The sequence below is a fragment of the Mycobacteriales bacterium genome, assembly GCA_035995165.1.
GTDB lineage: Bacteria > Actinomycetota > Actinomycetes > Mycobacteriales > CADCTP01 > CADCTP01.
In genome coordinates this window covers 55381-79004 of sequence record DASYKU010000065.1, presented here as the reverse complement: position 1 = coordinate 79004, position 23624 = coordinate 55381, and the positions used below count along the sequence as shown (strand labels likewise).

The following is a 23624-nucleotide window of genomic DNA, read 5'->3' as shown; positions in this document are numbered from 1 at the left end:
GCGTCCTGGCTGGCCTCCTGAAGCACGCCGTCCCGGGCGCGTCGCGGACCGGGCGGGACCGCGGCCTCATGCGGTCACCGGTCAGCCAGACCTTGATGACGAGTCGCAAGCCGGCCGGCGCCCTGACCTCCGACGCACGCTCATGCCGCACTGCGCGCGGGACGCGCGTCCATGCCGCTGCTCTCTCGCCGCGAGGCCGGGGGAAAGCTGCTGCGGGTGCAGTGCCCGCCGCGTCGCCTCAGCGGATCTCCACCTGCGACGTTGTCAGCTGGGCACAACGAGAGTCCAGTTCGGCGTAGTCGTCACCGTGCTCGCTCAGGAACCGTTGCCACGAATCGGTATCCGAGAATCGGTCCACAGTCAGGTAGCGGGCGGGCTGGTCGACTCCGCGATACAGATCAGTGCTCACATGGCCGGTGCTTCGAGCGAACAACTGCGCCCAGGCGCCGGCCGAGCCGTACAGCCGCTCGAACTCCGCCTCACGGCCGGGAACCACCCCGTACTCCCAGACACGCACCAGCATTACAGCTCCGATCGGTCGGAGGCGAGCCATCCTGGCATCCGCCTCGCTCGGACGCGCGACCATGCCGCTGGTCGCGCCGGAGTTCGTGTCCGTGCCGTGGCCGACCGTGCGAGTCTGGTTCGGTGGCGATCACCGTTCAGGCGGTAAGCGCGGAGTCGTTCGATGATGTCCAGTTGGTGCTGGGCGCGCGGGGGCAGGCCGCGCACTGCCAGTGCCAGGGTTACCGGCTGGGCTGGCACGCGCAGCACTCCGACGATGTCCAGGGTCGCCGCGAGCTGCTGCGCGACCAGGTGATCGAGGGGTATGGGCTGGTCGCTCACCTCGACGGCGAGCCGGTGGGGTGGTGCTCGCTTGCGCCGCGCAGGGACTACCGGTACCTGCGCCAGACGACGTGGAGGGGGCGCGGTGAGGACAAGGACGATCCGGGCGTCTGGGCGGTGACCTGCTTGGTGACGCGGGCCGGCCACCGTCGGCAGGGGGTCAGCCGGGCGCTGGTGGCGGCCACTGTCGATCTGCCCCGTCGGCGCGGCGCGCGGGCCGTCGAGGCGTATCCGATGAAGCCGGAGCCCGGTAAGGAGGTGCCGTGGGGCGAGATGCACGTCGGTGCGCTCACTTCGTTTCTCGCCGCCGGCTATCGGGTCGTACACACGCCCTCGCTGCGGCGCGTCGTCGTACGCCACGAGTTCTGACCGGCGCTGTTCGGGTCGCCGCATCCGGCTCGGCAGCCTCGACCGAGGCGCCTGCTGGCCTCCTTGACCGGAACCTCGCCGCGCTGACGCCGTACGGACGCTCATCCCGCAAGTCGGGCGCGGGTGGCAGGCCCCTGCGGCCGACTACTCGGGACGGACCTCGTGCAGGATGCGGTCCGCGATTCGGGAGGTCGGCTGCCGGCCGTCGAGTACGAATGCTCCCGCGGCTTTCATCTCCTGCTCGAACACCGGTCGGCCACGGATGATCTGGGCTCGCTGGGCCGCGTTGCGGTGGGCGTTGGCGGCGGTGTCGAGCCGGGCGAGCTGCGTCGTGTCGTCCAACGTCAGTAGGAACACCAGCTCGAAGCAGTCGAGCATCTCGCGTTGGTTCACCGCGATCCCACAGAGGAAGACGGGGCGCCCGGCGATCGTGCGGGCCTGGATGGCGTCTTTCAGGCGGCTCCTGCGCCAGACCCACCGGTGCTTCTGCAGCCACTCGTCCGTCGGGTCCTCGGGCTGGCCGACGGCAAGGCCCTCGGACGTCTCCCAGCCGGCGACCTCGTCGGTGTCGAGAGCCGCGAAACCCCGCCTGGTCAGCTCTGACGCGACAGTCGTCTTGCCGGACCCTGGGTTCCCCAGTGACCAAGAAGGCGGGCACCCCGACCCCCTGTCCGCTGCGTCGCCTGCCCGTGGGGACCCGGAAATTCACATCATCGACCTGTCAAGCCGGGAAGTGCTTTCAGAATGGCCTGCCAAGTTCAGTTGGTCACCGAATGGCGAGTACCTCTCCGCACCCGGTTTCGAGGAACAGATCTGGAAGATCGATCCCGCGACGGGATGAAAGATCTCTGCCGCGAGCGAGACTCCGATTGCCGCTGAAGCGTTGCCAACCAGTGGCTCGAACGCAGCGTAACCCTGCCCTCGGTGGTCCCGCGGCAGCCGGCACACCATCGTCTGGCAATTCCGGTTCGCCGGCTCCGGCGAGCCTGATCCGTCATCATCACAGCGGATCGGGCGCGCGCCGGCGGTCCGCGAGCAGGAGGCGGGTTCGCTCGGCCAGAGCCGGGGGCACGTTGTCACCGAGGAGCTCGATCGTCGACCGGACCTGGTCCGCGCGGAGCGCGGCCTCCTCGGCCCGTCCGCTGTTCCGCAGGAGCTCGGTGAGATTGATCAGGGCCTCGGCGGCGGACGGGACGTCGTCCAGCTCGCCAAGGATGTCGGCGGCCAGCCGGTAGTGCTCGATCGCGTCGCCCCGCCGGCCCAGGACGCGTAGCGCATCACCGAGGTCCAGGTGGATCTCGCCGAGGTACTGGTCGTCCCCGAGGTGTTCGCGCAGCGTCAGCGCGCGGCGCTGTGAGTCGAGGGCGGCCTCCGGCTGCCCGATGGCGAGCTGGACCTTGCCGAGGTTGTTGAGGGAGACACTCTGCCCGTTGGTGTCGCCGTCCTCGCGGCAGATCAGCTGGTCCTGTTCGTAGCAGTCGATGGCCAGCTCGTACCGGCCGATCCGGCGGTAGGCCTCGCCCAGGTTGTTCAGCAGCTGCGCCTGGCCGTTGCGGTCGCCGGTCCGGCGGCGGATCCGCAGGGCGCGCTTGAACGAGGAGACGGCGAGGTCGTGCTGGTCGAGCTGGGCCGCGGTGATCCCGATCGAGTTGAGGACCCACGCCTCACCCTCCGGATCGCCGAGACGCCGGACCGCGTCGAGGGCCACGGTCAACGCCTTCATGTATTCGGCCCAGTCCTTGTGCAGCTTGTAATAGCTGAAGAACGCGACCGGGAGCTTCCAGGCGACGCTGCCGAGGTCGAGCCGGGCGGCGAGACCGCAGATCGACGGGATGTTGGGGTGCTCGCTCTCGCACCAGGCCAGCGCGTCCTCGTACGTGGTGAAGCGCGTGGACGGATCCGCCGGTGCCGGCAACACGTGGCTGCGCAGCGGCATCAGGATGCGGTCGGCCGCATCCGCGGTGCGCAGATACCACTCCAGCAACCGCTCCAGTGCCCGGACCTGCTCGTCGCGCGAGGTGTCCTCGGCCAGCCGCTCGGCGGCGAACAGCCGGAGCAGGTCGTGCAGCTGGAAGCGACCGGGGCGGTGCTCCTGCACCAGATGGGCGTCCACGAGCGTCCGCATGGCCGATCGCGTCGCCGGCGCGTCGAGCCCGCTGAGGGCGCTGACGGCGGGCAGGCCGATGTCGACCCCGACGGATGTCCCGAGGAGGCGGAAGACCCGGGCCGCCGCGACCGGCAGCGTCCGGTAGGACCATGAGAACACCCCGCGGAGGTCGGCGCTCAGCTCGCCGGCGTTCAGCGCGTCCAGCCGGGTCGCGGCGTCGCCGAGCTCGTCGGCGACCGCGGCCAGCGGGAAGGCGGGATTCGTGGCGGCCCGTGCCGCCACGATGCTGAGCGCCAGCGGGAGGCCGGCGCAGCGCTCAAGAAGCATCGCGACCGCGGCGGGTTCGGCGTCGACCCGGGCCCGTCCGAGGTGCCCGCCGAGCATCGCCCGCGCCTCCTGCTCGCTCAGCAGGTCCAGCGTGACGACCCGGGCGCCCTGCACCGCGAGCGTCCCGAGCTTGCTGCGGCTGGTCACGACCGCCGCACAGCTCGCGTCACCCGGCAGCAGCGGGACCACCTGGTCGCTGGTCCGGGCGTTGTCCAGCACCAGCAGCATCCGGCGTCCGGCCAGTCTGCTGCGCAGCAGCGCGGCGCGGGCCTCGCTGTCGGCGGGCACCGCGTCGGCGGGCACGCCGATGGAGTCGAGCAGCATCCGCAGTGCCACCGCGGGCGGCACCGGGGCGTCAGCCGGGCCGAATCCCTGCAGGTCCAGGTAGAGCTGGCCGTCCGGGAAGTCGGCCCGGTGCTGCCGGCTCCAGTGCACGGCCAGCGCGGTCTTGCCGATGCCGCCCGGGCCGACGATCACGAACACCGGGACGCTGCCGGTCCGGTCGGCGTCCGGCCGCTGCACCATCGAGTCCAGCTGCGCCAGCGCGGCGGTCCGGCCGGTGAACACGCCCGGTCCGGACGGCAGTTGCCTGGGCACCTCCGGACCGTCGACGGGGCCGGCTCCACCCGGCTGCGCGTCGTCCGGCCACGCCTCGTCGGCTGCGGCGGGCGCCCGGCGGTGGTAGAGGGCGGCGTACGCCGCCTGCCATCGCGGCCGCCAGCTGCGTTCGTCCTCGCCGAGGTAGGTCAGCAGTGCGGCGAAGCGCTCCCACTGGGGGACAGTGCGGCGGGTGAACCAGTTGTTCAGAGTGCTCTTCGGGATGCCCGTACGGGTCTCGAGCAGCTTGTATCCCGGATAGCCGGCGGCCGCGAAACGCAGGTCCAGATCGTCCCAGAGGGCGTCGACCGGAGCTGGCCGCGAGCTCTCGGAGGTGACGCTCACCGGGTCATTGTCGCGTCTTTCGTCCCGTCCTGACCAGGTGAACTTTCCGTTCCGACCCGTTCCCGCCCGTTCCGACCCGATCCGGATTGATCCGGGGTCGTCCGGATCCGCTTCCGATCGATCGCCCGAGCCCGAAGGGTGGGAGCCCGAGGAGAACGGAGGCGGGATGGCGGACACCCAGGACGACCGGACGTACAAGGTCGTCGTCAACGACGAGGAGCAGTACTCCGTCTGGTTCGCGGACCGGGAGAACCCGCCGGGCTGGCGGGACGAGGGCCGGAGCGGGCCGAAGGACGAGTGCCTGCGGCACATCGACGAGGTCTGGACGGACATGCGGCCGCTGAGCCTGCGCCGGCGGATGGCGACCTCCGAGGGCGGCGCCTGATGCCGGCCTACTGCCGGGCCTATCTGCTGAGCGAGCTGCGGAGCTTCCCCGGCTTCCCGGCCGGCGGCCGGCCCGAGGACGCCGTCGTCTACGTCTGGGACGACCTGAGCGTGGTGGACAGCCCGGTCAGCGCCACGCCCACGGTGCTGTGGTCCGGCGCCGGCACGGACTGGCGCGAGTTCTGCGAGAAGGAGCTCGGCTTCGCGGTGCCGGCCGATCTCGTCGGCGACGACCGGGCGGCCGGGTAGCCGGATGGCCGAGGACAGCAGGATCCGATGGCTGCGGGACAGCGACGTCCTCAGCGTGACCGGGATGGTCCGCCGGCAGGCCGAGCAGCGTCCGGACAAGGTCGCGTGCGTCGTGACGGGCCGTCCGGGACCCGACGAGACCTGGACCTATGCCGAGCTCGACCGGCGGGCCCGGGCGGTGGCGGCGCGCCTCGCGCACGCCGCGGCTCCCGGCGACCGGGTGCTGGTGCTGCTCCCGGCCGGGATCGAGTTCGTCGCCGGGTTCCTCGGCTGCCTCTACGCCGGCGCCATCGCCGTCCCGTTGCCGTACGCGCCGCCGGGCGCCGGCACCGGCGGCGAGCGGCTAGCGGCCGTCTGCGACAGCGCGCGGCCGGCGGCCACCCTCACCACGAGGGAGTGGATCGCCGGGGACGACCGTACCGGCGCGGTTCGGTTGGGCTCGCTCGTCGACGCCGCGGCGGGGGACCGCCGCGCCGCCGACGGCTGGGCCGGTCCGGCACCGGACCGGGACGCGGTCGCGCTCCTGCAGTACACGTCCGGGTCGACCGGCAGCCCGAAGGGCGTGATGGTGACCCACGCCAATCTGCTGCACAACATCGGCCGGATCGAGGAGACCTACGCGTCGCACCGCGACCCGGGGCCGATCGAGGACACCGTCGCGGTGAGCTGGCTTCCCCACTTCCACGACATGGGCCTCGTCGCCCTGCTGGGCCCGCTGGCCGTCGGGGGTACGGCGGTGCTGCTGTCGCCGGTCACGTTCCTGCGCAGCCCGGTGGCCTGGCTCGAGGCGATCTCCCGCTACCGCGGGCGCTTCAGCGCGGCCCCGAACTTCGCGTACGACCTCTGTGTCGACAAGATCACCGTCGAGCAGCAGGACGGGCTCGACCTGCGCAGCTGGGAGGTCGCCGTCAACGGGGCCGAGCCGGTGCGGCCCGGGACGCTGGAGCGCTTCGCCGGCAGGTTCTCCGCCTGCGGGTTCCGGCCCGCCGCCCTCGCCCCCTGCTACGGGCTGGCCGAGTCGACCGTCTTCGTCACCGGCGGCCGCCGCCCGGAGGACCCGGCGACGCTGCGGCTGGACCGGGCGGCGCTCGAGCACGACGGCGTCGCCACCGCGCCCCCGGCCGGCGCGTCCGTCCCGACGACCACGGAGGTCGTCTCCTGCGGCCGGGCGCCGGCCGGCATGCGGGTGCGCGTCGTCGACCCGGACCGGCTGGTCGAGCTGGGTACGGACCGTGTCGGGGAGGTCTGGGTCTCCGGCCCGAGCGTCGCCGCCGGCTACTGGCGGCGTCCCGACGAGACGGCGGCGACCTTCGGCGCCGAACTGGCCGGTTCCGCGGGCGGCCCCTACCTGCGTACCGGGGACCTGGGGTTCCTCCGCGACGGGCAGCTCTTCGTCGTCGGCCGCCGCAAGGATCTGATCATCCTGGACGGCCGCAACCTGTACCCGCAGGACGTCGAGCACACGGTCGCCACCAGCCACCCGGCCATCGCGCCCCGCTGCGCGGCGTTCGCCGTGCGCGAGGACGCGCCGGCCCGGGTCGTCGTCGCCGCCGAGCTGCGGCCCGGCCGCCGCCCGGTGGCCGGGGAGGCGGCCGGTGCCCGCCGCGGCGTGGTGGACCGGGACGAGGTGGTCGCCGCGGTCTCGGCCCGGGTGCGCGACGAGCACGACGTCGGCCTGGCCGAGGTCACCCTGCTGCGTCCCGGCGCGCTGCCGCTCACCACCAGCGGCAAGGTGCGGCGGCGGCGCTGCCGGGAGCTGTGGCTGGCCGGCGAGCTGAGGAGGTGGTGACGTGAGCTGGCCCCGGTTGCGGCAGGACTGCGTCGAGGTGCTGCTGGCGCCGTTCCCGGGCGGGCTCGGCGGCGGCCGGCGCGTCGGCCTGGAGAACGAGTACGTCGTCACCACGGCGGACGGCGTCATGGCACCGCCGGGAACCATCGCCGCGCTGTGGCGGGAGCTGGCGGCGCAGGGCTGGCAGCTGCTGCGCGACGTCCAGCGGGACACCGTGGTCGGCGCCCGCACCGGCGCCGACGTCGTCACCACCGACTACGGGTACGCGACACTGGAGCTCAACATCGCTCCGGAGCGAACGCTCCACGATGCCGGCCGCCGGCTGGCCGCGCTGGTCGCCACCGTGGCCGCGAGCCTCGCGCGGCACGGCGGGGTGCTCCTCGGGTACGGGGCGCAGCCGGTCACCGGTCCCGCAGCCGGCCAGCTCGGCCCGGCGACCCGCTACCCGCTGCTCGCCGCGGCCCGTACCGAGGAGCTGCGCGGCCGGGACACGACCGGGGACCTGCTGTGCCTGAGCGCGTCCAGCCAGACCCAGGTCGACGTGACCCGCGCCGAGGCCGTCGACGTCCTGAACGCGCTGACCGCCACGGCCGGGGTCCGGGCCGCCCTGCTGGCCAACTCCTCGGTCTGGCAGGGCCGGGAGGGCCCGGAGCTCGCGGCGCGGGAGCTGTTCTGGGACCGGTGGTGGCCGGGCCGGCGCGAGCAGGTCGGAGTGCCGCGGCGCTTCCACGACGCCGAGCACTACGTGGAGACGCTCGCCGGCTACCGCGGCCTGCTGATCGGCCGGCCGGAGGGCAGTTGGCTGCTGGCCGACCGCCCGCCGTTCCGGGAGCTGCTGGTCTCCCGCGCCGCCGTACGCGGTCTCGGCCCGGCCGGCGCCGGGACCCTGCTGCGGGTGGTCCCGGGCGACCTGGTCAGCCATTCGGGCATCGGGTGGGGCGCGGCGCGGCTGCACCTGCGGCACGGCACCGTGGAGGATCGGGTCGCGTGTCAGCAGCCGCCCGAGGCGCCGCTGGCCGCGGCGGCCCTGACGCTGGGCCTGGTCGAGCGGTTCCGGGACGTGCTCGCGCTCGTCGACGGCCGGCCGTGGCACCGGTGGCAGGCGTTCCGGCAGGCCGCGTGCACGTACGGCCTGCGGGCCCGCTCGGGTGGCATCGACGGGCCCGCCATGGCGGGCGAACTGCTGGCGGTCGCCCGGCACGGGCTGCGCGACCGCGGGCACGGCGAGGAGGCCTTGCTCGAACCGCTGGACGAGCGGCTGGAGTCGGGGCGGGTGCCGGCCGACGAGGCCCGCGACCTGCTGCGCACCGGAGGGGCGCGGGCGTTGGTGGCCCGCTACGACATGCGATCCGCGGCCGGGCCCGCCGAGGTGCGGCCGCAGTTGGTGACCGACGGTCGAGGAAGGGTGTGACGGCGTGTCCGAATCGGACGGTCCACAGCGGACGGTCACGGCGAGCAGCGCGTCGTACGCGCAGGAGAGGCTCTGGTTCTACGAGGAGCTGGTGCCCGGCAGCGCTCTCTACTCGATCGCCGGCGCGGTGCGACTCGACGGGCCGCTGGCGGTGCCGTTGCTGCGGCGCGCCCTGAACGCCTGTGTGGCCCGGCACGAGGCGCTGCGTACCAGCCTCCGGCTCCACGACGGCACGCTGCTGCAGGTGGTCGCGCCGGACCTACGGGCCGACCTGCCGGTGGTCGACCTCGCCGGGGCCGGCCCGGGCACGGCCGACGCGCTGGCCGGCTCGCTGGCCGAGCAGGAGGCGGCGCGGCCCTTCGACCTGCGCCGGGCGCCACTGATCCGCGCCACCCTGCTGCGGTGCGGGCCGCGCGCCCATGTGCTGCTGGTGACGGTGCACCACGCGGTGGCCGACGCGTGGTCGCTGGGGATCCTCGTCGGCGAGGTGATCGCCGGGTACGCCGCGCTGACCGCCGGGCGACCGGTCGAGCTGCCGCCCTTGCCCCTGCAGTACGCGGACTTCGCCGAGTGGCAGCGTGGCCGGCTCGACGGCGGCGTGCTGGCGGCCCAGCAGGACAGCTGGCGCCGGGTGCTGCGGGACCTGCCCACCCTGGACCTGCCGGCCGATCGCGTCCGGCCGGCGGCGGGCTCCCACCGCGGGACGCTGCTGGCCTTCGACCTCGGGCCCGGGCTCAGCGCCCGGGTGACGGGTCTGGCCCGGGACGAGGGTGCCACCCCGTTCATGGTGCTGCTGGCCGGCTTCGCCGGGGTGCTCTCGCGCTGGACCGGCCAGCACGACGTCGTGGTGGGCACCGCGGTCGCCGGCCGGGACCGGCCCGAGACCCAGTCCGTCATCGGCATGTTCGTCAACCTGGTCGCCCTGCGCACCGATCTGTCCGGCGCGCCCACCTTCCGCGAGCTGGTGGGGCGGGCGGCGGCGGTCTGCCGCGACGCCTACCGCGATCAGGACGTCCCGTTCGACCGGGTGGTGGAGCTGGCCGGCGTCGAGCGCCGGCCCGGGCGGCATCCGCTGTTCCAGGTGGCCCTGCAGCTGGTCAGCACGCCCCCGCTGGAGCTGGCCGTCCCGGGCCTGGCGGTGCGGGCGGTCGAGCCCGCCGACACCACGGCGAAGTTCGACCTGCTCGTCACCGTGCGGGAACGCGACGGCGTCCTGAGCGGCGAGGTCCAGTACGCCACCGATCTGTTCGACCCCGGCACCGTGTCCGCCCTGGTGGGGTCCTGGCGGACGCTGCTCGAGGGTGCGAGCCGGCGCCCGGACGTGCCGGTCGACAGGATCGCGCTGGCGGTGGCATCGCCGGCGGTGGCGGCCGGCCCGGCCGGACCGGCGGAATCGCTGGCCGGGCGCTTCGAGGAGCAGGTCGCGGCGGCCCCGGGGCAGGTCGCGCTGGTCGAGGGGGACCGGTCCTGGACCTATGCCGAGCTGGATCGCCGGGCCGGCCGGCTCGCCCACGCGTTGCGGGCCGCCGGGGTCGGCGCCGAGACGCCGGTGGGTGTCCACATCGGACGGTCGGCGGACGCGGTGGTCGCGATCCTCGCGGTGCTCAAGACCGGCGGCACCTACGTGCCTCTCGACCCGGCGTACCCGGCCCGGCGGCTGGACCTGATCGCCGCCGACGCGCGGCTGCGCGCCGTGATCCTGGCGGACGACGACGCGGGCTGGCGGCCGGACGACGGGGTCGCCGTGATCCGGCCCGGCGACGGGGGCGGGTTCCCGGACGCCTTCCCGGCGGCGCCCTGGGCGCCGGGACAACTGGCGTACGTCATGTACACCTCGGGCTCGACCGGCGGCCCCAAGGGGATCGGCGTGACCCACGAGGCGGTCGCCCGGCTCGTCGTCGCCGCCGGGTACGTTGACCTGCGGCCGGCGGACCGGATCGCGCACGCCGCGAGCGTGGCGTTCGACGCCTCCACCTTCGAGATCTGGGCGGCCCTGCTCACCGGGGCGACGCTGGTCGTACTGGACCGGGAGACCATGCTCGACCCGGCCGCCCTGGTCCGGGTGCTGCGCTCCGGCGCGGTCAGCGTGCTGTTCCTCACCACCGCGCTGCTCAACCAGGTCGCCGACGCGGACCCCGGCGCCTTCGGCGCCCTGCGCTGCCTGCTGTTCGGCGGCGAGCCGGCCGACCCTGAGCGGGTGGCGGCGGTCCTGCGGGCCGGGCGGCCGGAGCGGCTGCTGCACGTCTACGGCCCGACCGAGGCCACCACGTTCGCCGCCTGGCACCGGGTCGAGGCCGTCGAGCCGGCGACCGGCACCGTCCCGATCGGCGGCCCGATCCCGGGCACCTCGCTGCACGTCCTCGACCGCGGGCTCGAGCCGCTCCCGCCCGGCGCCGCCGGCGAGCTGTTCATCGGCGGCCGCGGGCTCGCCCGCGGCTACCTGCACCGGCCCGGGCTGACCGCGGACCGGTTCGTACCCGATCCGGGCGGGACCGGCGCCCGGCTCTACCGCACCGGCGACCGGGTGCGGTGGCGCGCGGACGGGTCGCTGCAGTTCCTCGGCCGGCTCGACCGGCAGCTCAAGATCCGCGGCCACCGGATCGAGCCCGCCGAGGTGGAGGCGAGCCTGCGCGGCCATCCCGCCGTCAAGGACTGCGTGGTGCTCCCGGTCCCGGGCGCCGGCGGGGAGCCGGCGCTGGCGGCCTACGTGGTCCTGCTCGACCACGAGGGCACGACGACCGACGGCGTCCGCGAGTTCCTGGCCCAGCGGCTGCCGTCCTATCTCGTCCCGGCCCATCTGGTGCCGGTGGACGAGATCCCGCTGACGGTGAACGGGAAGCTCGACGCCGCGGCCCTGCCGTCCCCGGCGGACCGGCGGCGCCCGGAGACGTACGTCGGCCCGCGGACGCCGCTGGAGCGGGATCTCGCCGACCTCTGGTGCCGGACCCTGGGGATCTCGCCGGTCGGCGTGCACGACGACTTCTTCCGGCTCGGCGGCCACTCGCTGCTGGCCACCACCGTGGTGACCCGGGTGCGGGAGAAGTACCGGGTCGAGCTGCCGCTGCGGCGGCTGTTCGAGACGCCGACCGTGGCCGGTCTGGCCGCCGCGGTCGAGGCCGCGCGGCGCGAGCGCTCCGAGCTGGCCGAGCTGGCCGACCTGGTCCGGGAGCTGGAGAGCGGGGAGTCCTCGGATGACTGACCTGACCGACCGGATCGGCAGCCTGCCGCCACAGCAGCGGGTACGGCTGCGCGAGCGCGTACGGCAGCGCGGGCTCGACTCCGCCGCGGTCCTGCTCCGCCTGGGCCGGGAGAGCGGCCCGGTGCCGGCCTCCTACGAGCAGCAGCGGCTCGTGTTCCTGAGCCGGCTGGACCCGGAGGGCGTGCACTATCACAGTCCGTTCGCCTGCCGGCTGACCGGCGATCTCCAGGTGGCCGCGCTGCGCCGGGCGCTGGGCGAGGTCGTCCGCCGCCACGAGGTGCTGCGCACCGTCTTCGACCTGAGCGGGAGCGAGCCCACGCAGGTCGTGCTGGACCCCGCGCCGGTGCCGGTGCCGGTGGTCGACGTCAGTGGCCTGCCCGGCGACCGGGCCGCGGCCGAGGCGGACCGGCTGGCGCACGCGTCGGCGGCCGCCGCCTTCGACCTCACCCGCGGTCCGCTGCTGCGTTGCCTGCTGCTGCGGCCGGCCCGGGACCAGTGGGTCGTCGTGGTGACCTTCCACCACGTCGCCATCGACGGCTGGTCGATGCCGATCTTCGTCCGGGAGCTGTTCACCCTCTACCGCGCGGACACGGCCGGCCTGCCGTCGCCGCTGCCCGACCTGCCGGTCCAGTACGCCGACTACGCGACCTGGCAGCGGGAGTGGGTCGCCGGCGACCAGGCCCGGCGGCAGCTCGCCTTCTGGGAACGGACGCTGGCCGGCGCGCCGCCGGCGACCACGGTCCCGCCGGCCCGGCCGCGGCCGCCGCGGCAGTCGCACCGCGGCGCCACCACTCGCGTCGTGCTGCCCGCCGCGCTGCGGGACGAGGTGCTGGAGCTCGGCCGGCGCGAAGGCACGACGCTGTTCATGACCCTGCTGGCGGCCTTCCAGGTGGTGCTCGCCCGCTACAGCGGGCAGGAGGACGTCGTCGTCGGCAGCCCGGTCGCGCACCGGGTCAGCGAGGACGTACAGGGTCTGCTCGGGTTCTTCGTCAACACGCTGCCGCTGCGGGCGCGGCCGGCCGGCGCGATGCCGTTCCGGCAGCTTCTCGGGCAGACGCGGGAGGCCTGCCTGGCGGCGTACGAGAACGCGGACGTGCCCTTCGACTTCCTGGTCCGCCGGCTGTTCCCGGAGCGGGATCTGGACCGCAATCCGCTGTCCCAGGTGAACCTCACCCTGCACAACACGCCGCCGGTCACGCCGGAGCCGGCCGGCCTGCGGGTCGAGCCGCTGGAGTTGCGCAACACCGTCGCGCGCTTCGACCTCGACCTCAACGTCTGGGAGACCGGGGACGGCCTGGACTGCCGGCTGGCGTACGCGAGCGACCTCTACTCCGCCGGCGAGGCGGCGCGGATCGCCGCCTCGTTCGCCCGTGTGCTCCCCGCGGTGGCCGCCGACCCGGACCTGCCCATCGCGGAGATCCCGCTGCTCCCGCCCGGGTCGGACCCGATGCCGCCGGGCTGGAACGCGACCGAACGGGGGTTTCCGGACCGGTGCCTGCACGAGCTCGTCGGCGAGCAGGCCGCCCGCACACCGGACGCGGTCGCGGTCTCCGATCCGGCCGGGCCGCTGAGCTACCGGGAGCTGGACCGCCGCGCGGGCCGGCTCGCTCGGCGCCTGGCCGGGTCCGGGGCCGGCAACGGGTCCATCGTGGCGATCCTGATGGAGCGCTCGGCCGAGGCGGTCGTCGCGCTGCTGGCGGTGCTCAGGTCCGGCGCGGCGTACTTGCCGCTCGACCCGGACCATCCGTCCGGGCGGCTGTCCGGGATGCTCGCCGACAGCGGCGCCGGCCTGCTGCTCACCACCGAGGCGCTGCGGCACAAGGTCGATCCGGGCGCCGGCCGGGTGCTGGTGCTCAGCCCGGGCACGCTGCCCGCCGGTGCCGACCGTGACCCCGGACCGTCCACTTCGGACCAGGTCGCGTACCTCATGTACACCTCCGGCTCGACCGGCGGCCCGAAGGGTGTCCTGCTCTCCCACCGGAACCTGGTGAACTACCTGACCTGGGCGGCCGGGGCGTACGAGCTGGGCGAGGGCGGCGGCGTGCCGGTGCACTCCTCGCTGAGCGTCGATCTCACCGTGACGAGCGTCTTCGCACCGCTGCTGGCCGGCCAGCGGGTGCTCGTCGCCGCGCCAGGCGTCCCCGGCGAGGCGCTCGCGGAGAGCGCCGGCGGTGGGGACGGTGCCGGTCCGGCGGAGGAGCTGAGCCTGGTCAAGCTCACGCCCTCCCACCTCGAGGCGCTGCGTGCGGCCGGGACCCGGAGCGCACCGTGGACCCGGCGGCTGGTGGTCGGCGGGGAGGCGCTGCACGCCGAGGCGCTGGCGCCGTGGCGGGACGGCCGGACCCGGATCGTCAACGAGTACGGCCCGACCGAGACCGCGGTCGCCTGCAGCGCGTACGAGGTCCGCGACGGCGATCCGGGCACCGGCCCGGTGCCGATCGGGCGGCCGATCCAGAACACCGAGCTGTACGTGCTCGACGCCGCCGGGCAGCCGGTGCCCTCGGGGGTCCCGGGCGAGCTGCACGTCGGCGGCACCGGGGTGTCGTACGGGTACTGGCGCCGGCCGGGTGCGACCGCCGAGAGGTTCGTGCCGGACCCGTTCAGCGGCCGCCCGGGGGCCCGGCTCTACCGGACCGGCGACTCGGTGCGGCTGCTGCCCAGTGGGGAGCTGGAGTACCTGGGCCGCCGCGATGCCCAGGTGAAGTTGCGCGGCCACCGGGTGGAGCTCGGTGAGGTGGAGGTCGCGATCGCCGCGCAGCCGGCGGTCCGGCAGGCCGCGGTGCTGGTCCGGGAGGAGCCCGGGCGCGGCCGGCGGCTGGCCGCCGCGGTGGTCCTCGACACCGACGCCGGTCGCGCGGCGGGCTGGGAGGACGAGCAGATCGAGCAGTGGCAGGCGGTGTACGCCGACCGGTACGGCGAGCTGTCCGGTCCGGACACCGACCTGTCCGGCTGGACCGACAGCTACACCGGCGCGGAGATCCCGGCCCCGGAGATGGCGGCCTGGCTGGACGGCACGGCCGAACGGATCCGCCGCCTGCACCCGCGCCGTGTCCTGGAGATCGGCTGCGGCACCGGCATGGTGCTGGCCCGGATCGCGCCGGCGTGCGAGCTCTATGTCGCCACCGACTTCAGCGCCGCCGCGCTGGAGCACGTCCGCGCGACCAAGCTGGCCGGGGATCGCGACCTGGCCGACCGGGTCGAGCTGCGGCTGGCGCCCGCGCACAAGAGCCTGTGGCGCGGCGACGCCGTCGACACCGTCGTGCTCAACTCGGTGGCGCAGTACTTCCCGTCGGTCGACTACCTGGTCCGCCTTATCAGCCGCGCGGTCGGGGCCATCCCGGGCACCGGGCACGTCTTCCTCGGCGACCTGCGCAGCCTGCCGCTGCTGGAGCTGTTCCACACCTCGGTCGAGCTGCACCGGGCCGCCCGGCGCGCGGCCGCGGGGGAGCGGCCGACCGCGGGCGAGGTGCGGGCGCTGGTGCGGCGGGCGGTGGAGCGCGAGGAGGAGCTGTGCCTCGACCCGCGGCTGTTCCCGCGGCTGCGCCGGCGGTTCCCGCGCATCACCTCGGTGACGGTGTCGCCGAAGCCCGGCACGTACCGCAACGAGCTCGGCGACTACCGGTACGACGTCACGCTCGGCATCGGCGGCCGGTCGCCCGAGCCCGATGGGCCGCCCGACCAGGACGGGCGCGGCCTGGCCGCCGGCGACCTGCGGGCCGCCCTGGCCGCGGGACCCGGCGCGCTCGTCCTGCGCCGGGTCGGCAACGCGCGGCTGGCCGCCGCGCTCGCGGCGAGGGCGGCGCTGCGGTCCGCGGACGACCGGACCCCGGTCGAGGACGTGGTCTCCGCGTCCGCCGCCGGGACGGCCCTCGATTCCGGCGAGGTGGCGGCGATCGCCCGGGACGCCGGTTACGTCACCGAGCCGAGCTGGCTCGCCGGGCACCCGGACGGAGCGGTCGACGTCCTGCTGCACCGCCCGGACGTCGCGACCGCGCCGGCCGGTGGCCTGGAACCCGCCGGGCCATCCACTGTGGACACGGACCTGCGGCCGTACGCCAACGATCCCTTGTGGGGCCGGGCGTGCGCGGCCCTGCTGCCCGGGATCGAGGCCCGGCTGCGGGACCGGCTGCCCGCGCACATGGTCCCGAACCACCTCGTCACCGTGTCGGGACTGCCGCGCACCCCCGGCGGCAAGCTGGACCGCACCGCGCTCGCCGGTCTCGTCGACGCCGATCTCGGTCCGTCCGAGGCGGAGCCCGGCGGACCGGCGGGGCGCCCGCTCACGCCCACCGAGGAGCGGGTCGCCGCGATCTGGCGCGAGCTGCTGCGGCGCGAGCACGTCCGCCCGGAGCACGACTTCTTCGCCCTCGGCGGTCATTCCCTGCTCGTGTTCACGCTCGTCTTCCGGCTGCGGGAGGCGTTCGGGGTGGACGTCCCGGTCCGGGCGCCGTTCGAGCACCGGGACCTGGCCGGCCTCGCCGCCTGCGTGGACGCGCTGACCGGGGCCGGACGCGGCGGCGGGGAGCAGCCGGCGCGACCGGCCCTGTCCCGGTCGGATCCGTACGGTCCGGTCCCGCTGTCCTCGGCCCAGCAGCGGCTGTGGTTCCACGACCAGCTCGCGCCGGGCGGCACCGACTACTCCGTCCCGGTGTACGGGCGGATCGCCGGCGACCTCGACCTGCCCGCGCTGCGGCGAGCGCTGGCCGAGGTGGTGCGCCGCCACCATGTGCTGCGCACCGTCTTCGACGCGACGGCCGGCGTGCCCGCCCAGCGGGTGCTGCCGTACGCCGGGGTGCCGGTGCCGGTGCTCGACCTCGGCGGCCTCGCCCCGGACCGGCGGCCGGCGGCGGCGCGGTCGCTCGCGGCGGCCGAGTACGACCGGCCGTTCGACCTGCCCCGCGGCCCGCACCTGCGGGCGCGCCTGCTGCGCCTGGCCGGTGACGAGCACGTGCTGCTGCTGACGATCCATCACGTCGCGTTCGACGGCTGGTCGATGGGCGTGCTGCTCCGCGAGCTGGCCACCCTCTACGAGGCGTACGCCGCCGGCACGAAGTCGCCGCTGGCCGAGCTGCCCGTGCAGTACGGCGACTACGCGCGGTGGCAGCGCCGGCTGGTCGAGGACGGCCATCTCGGCGAGCAGCTCGACGCGTGGGTGCACCGGCTCGCCGGGGTGCCCGAACTGCCGCCGCTGCCGACCGACCGGCCCCGCCCGGTGCGGGCCGCCGCCGGTGGCCGGCGGCTGCCCGTCGACGTTCCGCCGGAGACGGTCCGGGCGGTACGCGCCCTGGCCCGGGACGAGGACGCCACCGTCTTCATGGTGCTGCTCACCGCCCTCTACGGCACCCTGCACCGTTGGTCCGGCCGGCGGGACCTGGTCGTCGGCACGGACGTCGCGAACCGCTCCGAGCCGGCCACCGAGCGGCTGATCGGCTTCTTCGTCAACCAGCTGGTGCTGCGTGCCGACCTGTCCGGCGACCCGACCTGGCGGGAGCTGCTGCACCGGGTCCGCCGGGTCAGCCTCGACGCCTACGCCGGCCAGGATGTCCCGTACGACGAGGTGGTGCGGGCGCTGAACCCGCGGCGCGGCCGCGACCGCAGCCCGCTGTTCACGGTGAAGCTGGTCCTCGACGCTCCCGCCGCCGGGACCGTGCGGACGGCCGGCATCGAGCTGAGCCCGTACCCGGTCGAGGTCCGGACCGCCCGCTTCGATCTCAGCCTCGTCCTCGAGCAGGGCGGCGGTCCGGTGACCGGCTTCTGGGAGTACGACGCCGACCTGTACGACGCCGCGACCGTGTCGCGGCTGGCCCGCGACTTCGTGCGGTGCCTGGACCAGCTGACGCGCGAGCCGGACAGCCGGCCGGGCCGCGTCGATACCGGAGGAGACCGATGACCGAGCAATCCCTGCGCGGACCGAAGCAGTTCTCCGCCCGCCGGGTCAGCCTGGCCGGTGCCGATCTGGTCCGGCTGCGACCGTCCGAGGGCGCGACGCTCCCGACGGTCGTCGAGCCGGCCGCGGCCGGGGTCGACCTGCCCGCCTGGGCCGGCGCCCACGCCGATCGGCTGCGGACCGAGCTACGGCGCAGCGGCGCGCTGCTGCTGCGCGGGGCGGGGATCGCCTCGGCGGAGGAGTTCGAGCGGTTCGCCGGCCTGTTCGTCGGCCGGTTGCTGCGGGACAACGGTGAGCACCCGCGGGCGGCGGTGACCGGCGGCGTCTACACGCCGGTCTTCTTCGCCCCCGAGGAGAAGCTGCTGTGGCACAACGAGAACTCCTTCAACGCGCGTGGCCCGGCCCGGATCCTGTTCTGCTGCCTGCGGCCCGCCACCAGCGGTGGCCGGACGCCGGTGGTCGACAGCCGGGCCGTGTACGCGGAGCTGGATCCGGCGCTGCGCGAGGAGTTCGTCCGCAAGGGCGTCCGCTACGTCCGCACGTACGGGGCCGGGCTCGGGCTGGACTGGCGGGAGGTGTTCCGGACCACCGACCGCGCCGAGGTCGAGGCCCGGTGCGCGGCCGACGGGATGAGCTTCAGCTGGCGCGGCGAGGGCCTGCGGACGAGCTGCGTACGGCCCGCGGTGCTGCGGCATCCGGTCACCGGCGAGCTGTCCTGGTTCAACCAGGCCCAGCACTGGCACCCGTCCTGTCTCGGCGGCCAGGTCCGAGCGTCGCTGCTGGCCAGCCTCGGCGCCGGGGAGCTGCCCCGCACGTGCACCTTCGGCGACGGCACGCCGATCCCGGACGACGCGATGGCCGCGGTCCTGGCGACGTACGCGCGCCTGGAGGTCGGTCTGGACTGGGAGCAGGGCGACGTCATGGTGCTGGACAACGTGCTCACCGCGCACGCCCGGGACCCGTTCACCGGGCCGCGGCGGTTGCTCGTCGCGATGGGCGACGTCATCGAGTTCCGGGACGACACGGCGGGGACGGCCCGGTGACGGCTCGCGTCGAGGGATACCAGCTCTCGGGCCAGCAGGAGCGGTCCTGGGCGCTGCGGCGGGGTGGCTTCGAGGGTCACGTGCAGGCGGTGATCGGGCTGGCCGGACCGGTCCGGCAGGACCGGCTGCGGGCGGCCGCCGCGCTGGTGCTGGAACGGCACGAGATCCTGCGATCGGTGTTCCGCCGGCTGCCCGGGATGGCCGGAGCGGTCCAGCTGCCGGTGGCCGCGCCGGCGCCGCCGTGGTCCACAGTGGACACCGGGCCGTCCGGGCGGCGCGGCGAGCTCGCGGCCGTCGTGGCGGGGGAACGCGCCATCCCGCCGGCCGGCGACCGGCTGCTGCGGCTGACCCTGGTCCGCGGCACCGGCCGGCCGGCCCTCGTCGTCACCGCGCACCCGCTGGTCGCGGACGCCACGACCGGCGCCGTGATCGCGGACGACCTGGCCGCCGCGTACGCCGACCCGGGTGCGTACGCGGCCGGCTCGCAGGACGTCGTCCAATACAGCCAGTACGCCGGCTGGCAGCGCGAGACCGCCGCGGAGCACGGCCCTGACCCCGCCGGATCCGCGGACACCTCCGGCCGGATCGGCTGGCCGCTGCCCGGCGGGTACGGCCCGGCCGGTCCGGACGAGCGCTGCACGGTCGACCTGCCCGACGGCGAGCGCGACGCCGTGCTCGGGTGGGCGGCCGAGCACCAGGTCGACTCCCGGATCCCGCTCCTGGCCGCCTGGCTGGTGCTCGCGGGCCGGATCAGCGGGGCGCCCGGCCCGGTCGTCGGCACGGCCCTGCCCGGCCGGACCCTGGACGAGCTGACCGGCGGCGCCGGCCCGTACGACCGCTGGGCCGGGCTGCGCGCCGCCGGCCCGACCTGGCGGGCCCTGGTCGCCGACCTGAGCACCCGGCGGGAGCTGGCGGCCAAGGAGGAGCGGTCCGCCGCCGGGCTCGCGGACGACCTGGCCGGCTGGTCGTTCGGGTTCGAGTTCCTCGCCGACCGGCCGCGGCCGCTGCCCGCCGGCGGGTCGCTCGCGATCACCGGACTCGACGTCCGGACCGAGCCGTGCGACGTCACGCTGTGCTGCCTGGCCACGCCCGGACGGCTGCGGCTGAGCTGGCTCGGGGCTCCCGGCCACGCGTCCGCGGACTACCTCGCGCGGCTCGCCGAGCAGCACCGGCTGCTGCTCGCCGACGCGCTGGCGCAGCCGGACCGGCCGCTCGGCGAGCTGACCGCGGTGGGACCGCGGGAGCAGGCGGAGCTGCGGGCCCGCACCAGGCCGGCCGCGCCGCCCGCTTGTGCGCACGAGCTGATCGAGCGGCAGGCCCGGCGGACGCCCGGGGCGATCGCGGTGCGGGACGGCGACGCCGAGCTGACCTATGCCGAGCTGGACCGCCGGGCCGGCCTGCTGGCGGACCGGCTGCGCCGGCACGGCGCCGGACCGGAGATCCCGGTCGCCGTGCAGCTCGAGCACGGCGCCGACCTGGTCGTCGGCCTGCTCGCCGTGCTGAAGTCCGGCGGGGCGTACGTGCCGCTGGACCCCGGCCTGCCGGAGCGGCGCGTGGCCGGCCTGCTCGGGCGGCTGTCCTCCCGGCTGCTGCTGACCGCGGCGCCGGCCGGCCCGGGCGGCTGGCGCGGCACGGTCGTGCCGGTGACCGCCGAGGACCCGCCCGGAGCCGTGCCGGGGGACCGGCCGGAGGTGACGCCGGACGGCCTGGCCTACGTGATGTTCACCTCCGGCTCCACCGGCACGCCCAAGGGCGTACTCGTGCCGCACTCGGCGCTGTCGAACTACCTGCTCTGGAGCGCCGGGCAGTACGACGCCGGCCGGGGCGGGTCGATCGTCCACTCGCCGATCGGCTTCGACCTCACGGTCACCGGCCTGCTGACCCCGCTGGTCGCGGGTGGGACCGTGACCATGGTCGACCGGCGCGACCCCCGGGCGGCGGCCGTCGCGCTGCGCCGCGGCCGCGCGGAGCTGCTCAAGCTCACCCCGTCCCACCTGACCCTGCTGGGTGCCGAGCTGACCCCCGGCGAGCTGCCCGGAGCCGTCGGCACGCTGGTCGTCGGCGGCGAGCAACTGACCGCGGACGCCGTCGCGCCCTGGCTGGCCGCCGGCGCCCGGGTCTTCAACGAGTACGGCCCCACCGAGACCGTCGTCGGCTGCACGGTGCACGAGATCGACGGCACCGGCGCAGGTGCCGTCCCGATCGGCCGCCCGATCGCCGGCACCCGCGCGTACGTGCTGGACGACGCCATGCGGCCGGTCCCGGTCGGAGTCCCGGGCGAGCTCTACATCGGCGGCACGGGGGTCACCCGCGGCTACGCCGGCGCGCCCGGGCTGACCGCCGGGTCCTTCCTGCCCGACCCGTACTCGCCGGTGCCCGGGGCGCGGGTCTACCGCACCGGCGACCTCGCCTGCCGGCGGCCGGACGGCGAGCTGCAGTTCCTCGGCCGCGCCGACGAGCAGATCAAGGTCGGCGGCATCCGGGTCGAGCCCGCGGAGGTGCGGGCGGCGCTGCGGGAGCACCCCGCGGTCCGCGACGCCGCGGTGGTGCTGCGGCGCGACGGCGGGACCGAGCGGCTGGCCGGCTACCTCATCGGCGCCCGGGCGCCTGCCGCCGACCTGCGGGACTTCCTGCGCGCGCGGCTGCCCGAGCACCTGGTGCCGACCGCGTTCGGCTGGCTGGACGCGCTGCCGCTGACCGCCAACGGCAAGCTCGACGAGGCGGCGCTGCCGGTGCCGGAGCCGGCCGAGCCGGTCCGCACCCGCCCGGCGGCGCCGCCCCGCGACGACGTCGAGCGCCGGCTCGCCGCGCTGGTCGCCGGCCTGCTCGGCCTCGACGTCGGCGAGGTCGGCGCCGAGGACGGGTTCTTCGCCCTCGGCGGCCACTCGCTGCTCGCCGTGCGGCTGGTCGCGGCGATCGAGGACGAGTTCGGCCGGGTCATCCCGCTGGCCGCGCTGTTCGCCGACCCGGACGGCGATCTCGAGCCGTCGTCGGTGGCGCGGCTGGCCCGGCTGGTGCGCGGTCGCCCGGCACCCGATCGCGGGCTCGTCCCGCTGCGCCGGGACGGCGTCGGCACGCCGCTGGTGTGTGTCGCCGCGGCGGGCGGGGACGTGGCCGGCTATGCCGGCCTGGCCGCCGCCCTGGGGGACCGCCCGGTGCACGGGCTGCAGGCGGGGCCCGAGCGGACGGTCGCCGGGATCGCCGCCGCGCACCTGGCGGACCTGCCGCCCCGGCCGTGCCTGGCGGGCTGGTCGATGGGTGGCGTGATCGCGTACGAGCTCGCCCGCCAGCTGCGGGAGCGGGGGGCCGAGACCGGCCCGCTGCTGTTGCTGGACAGCTACCTGCCGGACCAGACGGCCGGCTACGACGAGCGCGCGCTGCTGCTCCGCGATGCCGTGGCCGAGGTCGCCCGGGCGTACGGGACGGACGCGGACGAGCTCGACGTGCCGGCCGGCACCCCGGTCGGCGACCTCGCGGACGCCGTGCTGGCCGTCCTGCGGCGGGCGGTGCCGGCGGCCGAGCAGGCCCGGTTGCGGGAGCGGCTCGGGCTGGTCCAGGATCACCTGACCGCGGCCCGGGCCTGGCGGCCCCGGCCGTACCCGGGGGACGTCGTCCTGATCCAGGCGGGGGAGCAGGACCCGCGGCTGCGGGCCGCGGCGGCCCGGGGCTGGGCCGACCTGACCGGCGGGCGGCTGACCACCCATGTCGTCGGGGGCGACCATCTCGGGCTGCTGCGGCCGCCGCACGTCGGCGAGCTCGCCGACGTCGTACGCGCTGTGCTCGGCGCCGGGACCGACGCGCGGAGGATCTCGTGACCGGGGACGACCGGGTCGCCACCGTGGCCGGGCCGGGCCCGGCGCTGTCCCGCAACGGCGACTTCCTGGTCCTGTGGTCCAGTCAGGCGCTGTCGGTGACGGGCAACGCGCTCGCGCTGGTGGCGCTGCCGCTGCTGGTGCTGTCCGCGACCGGCTCGGTGACCCAGATGGGCGTGCTCACCGCCGCGGGCACGGCCGGCTGGATCGTCTCCGGCGTCCTGGCCGGGCACGTCGTCGACCGGTTCGACCGGCGCCGGCTGATGATCCTCACCGACCTGGTCCGGGCCGCGCTGTACGGGGCGATCCCGCTGTGCTGGCTGTTCCGGCCGCAGATCTGGCTGCTCTACGTGGTGGCCGTCCTCGCCGCGGCCTTCGGCATGCTCTTCCAGGTCGCGTACGCGACCGTGCTGCCGAGCCTCGTCCGCCGGGACCAGTTGCTGGACGCGAACAGCCGGCTCGAGGCGACGTTCGCGCTCTCCTACGTCGTCGGCCCGGTCTGCGCCGGCGTGCTGACCGCGGCGGTCGGCGGTGCCGGCGCCGTCGGGCTGAACGCGCTGAGCTTCCTGGTGTCCGCGGCCGGTCTGGCCGTCATCCGGTTGCGCCCGCCGGAGGAGGCCCGGGCCGGCACCGAGCCGGTGCTGTCCGGGTGGGGGGACCTGCTGGCCGGGGTGCGTTTCCTCTGGAACAGCCCGATCCTGCGGACGCTGACCCTGCTGCTGTCCGCGCTGACGTTCCTCACGCTCGGCGCCACCGACGTGTTCATCTACTACCTGAAGACGGACCTGGGGCAGGGCGACACCGCGGTCGGCTACGCGCTGGGGGCCGCCGGGATCGGCTCGATCGCCGGCGCCCTGCTCGTCCCGCGGGTGCGGCGCAGGTTCGGCTTCGGCGTCGCCTGGCTCGGCGCGAACCTCGTCTCCGGAGTGGCGATGGCCGCGGTCGGCCTGGTCACGGACGTCCCGCTGGTGGCCGTGCTCGCGGCCACCTTCTCGTTCGGGATGACCGCCGCCGCGGTCACGTCCGTCTCGCTGCGGCAGCAGATCACTCCGGACCACCTGCTGGGCCGGGTGACCGCCGTGTTCCGCACCCTGCACTCGGCGCTGGCGCCGCTCGGGGCGCTGATCCTGACCGCGGCAACCGGGACCGCCGGGGTGCGTGCGGTCTGCCTGGCCGGCGGGGGCGCGGTGATCGCGTTGGTCGGGCTGGGCGTGCTCAGTCCGGCCCGGCGCCGCCACCCCGAGCTGACGGGGGTGAGCTGA

13 protein-coding genes are annotated in these 23624 nt (G+C 75.5%); 10 read left to right on the top strand and 3 right to left on the bottom strand.

All coding sequences use genetic code 11. From position 1 onward, the window contains the following. Positions 1-238: 238 nt before the first annotated feature. A complete protein-coding gene (locus VGP36_10995) occupies positions 239-523 on the bottom strand; it encodes an antibiotic biosynthesis monooxygenase (protein HEV7655237.1) in 285 nt (94 codons plus the stop codon). 122 nt (positions 524-645) lie between these two features. Between VGP36_10995 and VGP36_10990 the strand changes: the two genes are divergently transcribed. Beyond that, positions 646-1212, top strand: a complete 567-nt coding sequence (locus VGP36_10990; GenBank protein HEV7655236.1) for a GNAT family N-acetyltransferase — start codon at positions 646-648, stop codon at positions 1210-1212. Positions 1213-1356: 144 nt separating this feature from the next. Here VGP36_10990 and VGP36_10985 read toward each other — a convergent pair whose 3' ends face one another. Beyond that, the gene (locus VGP36_10985; protein HEV7655235.1) at positions 1357-1605 is read right to left on the bottom strand and encodes a hypothetical protein; all 249 of its coding nucleotides are present in this window, start codon (positions 1603-1605) and stop codon (positions 1357-1359) included. A 607-nt stretch (positions 1606-2212) separates the two neighbouring features. Continuing rightward, on the bottom strand, positions 2213-4588 hold the full coding sequence (locus VGP36_10980; protein ID HEV7655234.1) for a tetratricopeptide repeat protein: 2376 nt from the start codon (positions 4586-4588) through the stop codon (positions 2213-2215). Positions 4589-4754: 166 nt separating this feature from the next. Between VGP36_10980 and VGP36_10975 the strand changes: the two genes are divergently transcribed. The 9 genes from VGP36_10975 to VGP36_10935 are packed head-to-tail and all read left to right on the top strand — an operon-like array spanning position 4755 to position 23624. Next, the gene (locus VGP36_10975; protein ID HEV7655233.1) at positions 4755-4973 is read left to right on the top strand and encodes an MbtH family protein; all 219 of its coding nucleotides are present in this window, start codon (positions 4755-4757) and stop codon (positions 4971-4973) included. Then, entirely contained in the window at positions 4973-5221 is a 249-nt protein-coding gene (locus tag VGP36_10970; GenBank protein ID HEV7655232.1) for a hypothetical protein, read from the top strand. The genes VGP36_10975 and VGP36_10970 overlap by 1 nt, the downstream gene beginning before the upstream one ends. 4 nt (positions 5222-5225) lie before the next feature. After that, the gene (locus VGP36_10965) at positions 5226-7010 is read left to right on the top strand and encodes a fatty acyl-AMP ligase (protein ID HEV7655231.1); all 1785 of its coding nucleotides are present in this window, start codon (positions 5226-5228) and stop codon (positions 7008-7010) included. A 1-nt stretch (position 7011) separates the two neighbouring features. Then, entirely contained in the window at positions 7012-8421 is a 1410-nt protein-coding gene (locus VGP36_10960; GenBank protein ID HEV7655230.1) for a glutamate-cysteine ligase family protein, read from the top strand. A gap of 4 nt (positions 8422-8425) precedes the next feature. Beyond that, positions 8426-11620, top strand: a complete 3195-nt coding sequence (locus VGP36_10955) for an amino acid adenylation domain-containing protein (GenBank protein HEV7655229.1) — start codon at positions 8426-8428, stop codon at positions 11618-11620. After that, entirely contained in the window at positions 11613-17510 is a 5898-nt protein-coding gene (locus VGP36_10950; protein ID HEV7655228.1) for an amino acid adenylation domain-containing protein, read from the top strand. Before VGP36_10955 ends, VGP36_10950 begins: the two co-directional genes overlap by 8 nt. Further along, positions 17507-18550 (top strand): TauD/TfdA family dioxygenase, encoded by a 1044-nt coding sequence (locus tag VGP36_10945; protein HEV7655227.1) that lies wholly within the window; start codon positions 17507-17509, stop codon positions 18548-18550. The genes VGP36_10950 and VGP36_10945 overlap by 4 nt, the downstream gene beginning before the upstream one ends. Then, a complete protein-coding gene (locus VGP36_10940) occupies positions 18547-22365 on the top strand; it encodes an amino acid adenylation domain-containing protein (protein HEV7655226.1) in 3819 nt (1272 codons plus the stop codon). Before VGP36_10945 ends, VGP36_10940 begins: the two co-directional genes overlap by 4 nt. Further along, positions 22362-23624 carry an MFS transporter gene (locus VGP36_10935; protein HEV7655225.1) on the top strand — a complete coding sequence of 421 codons (1263 nt, stop codon included), beginning with the start codon at positions 22362-22364 and terminating at the stop codon, positions 23622-23624. The genes VGP36_10940 and VGP36_10935 overlap by 4 nt, the downstream gene beginning before the upstream one ends.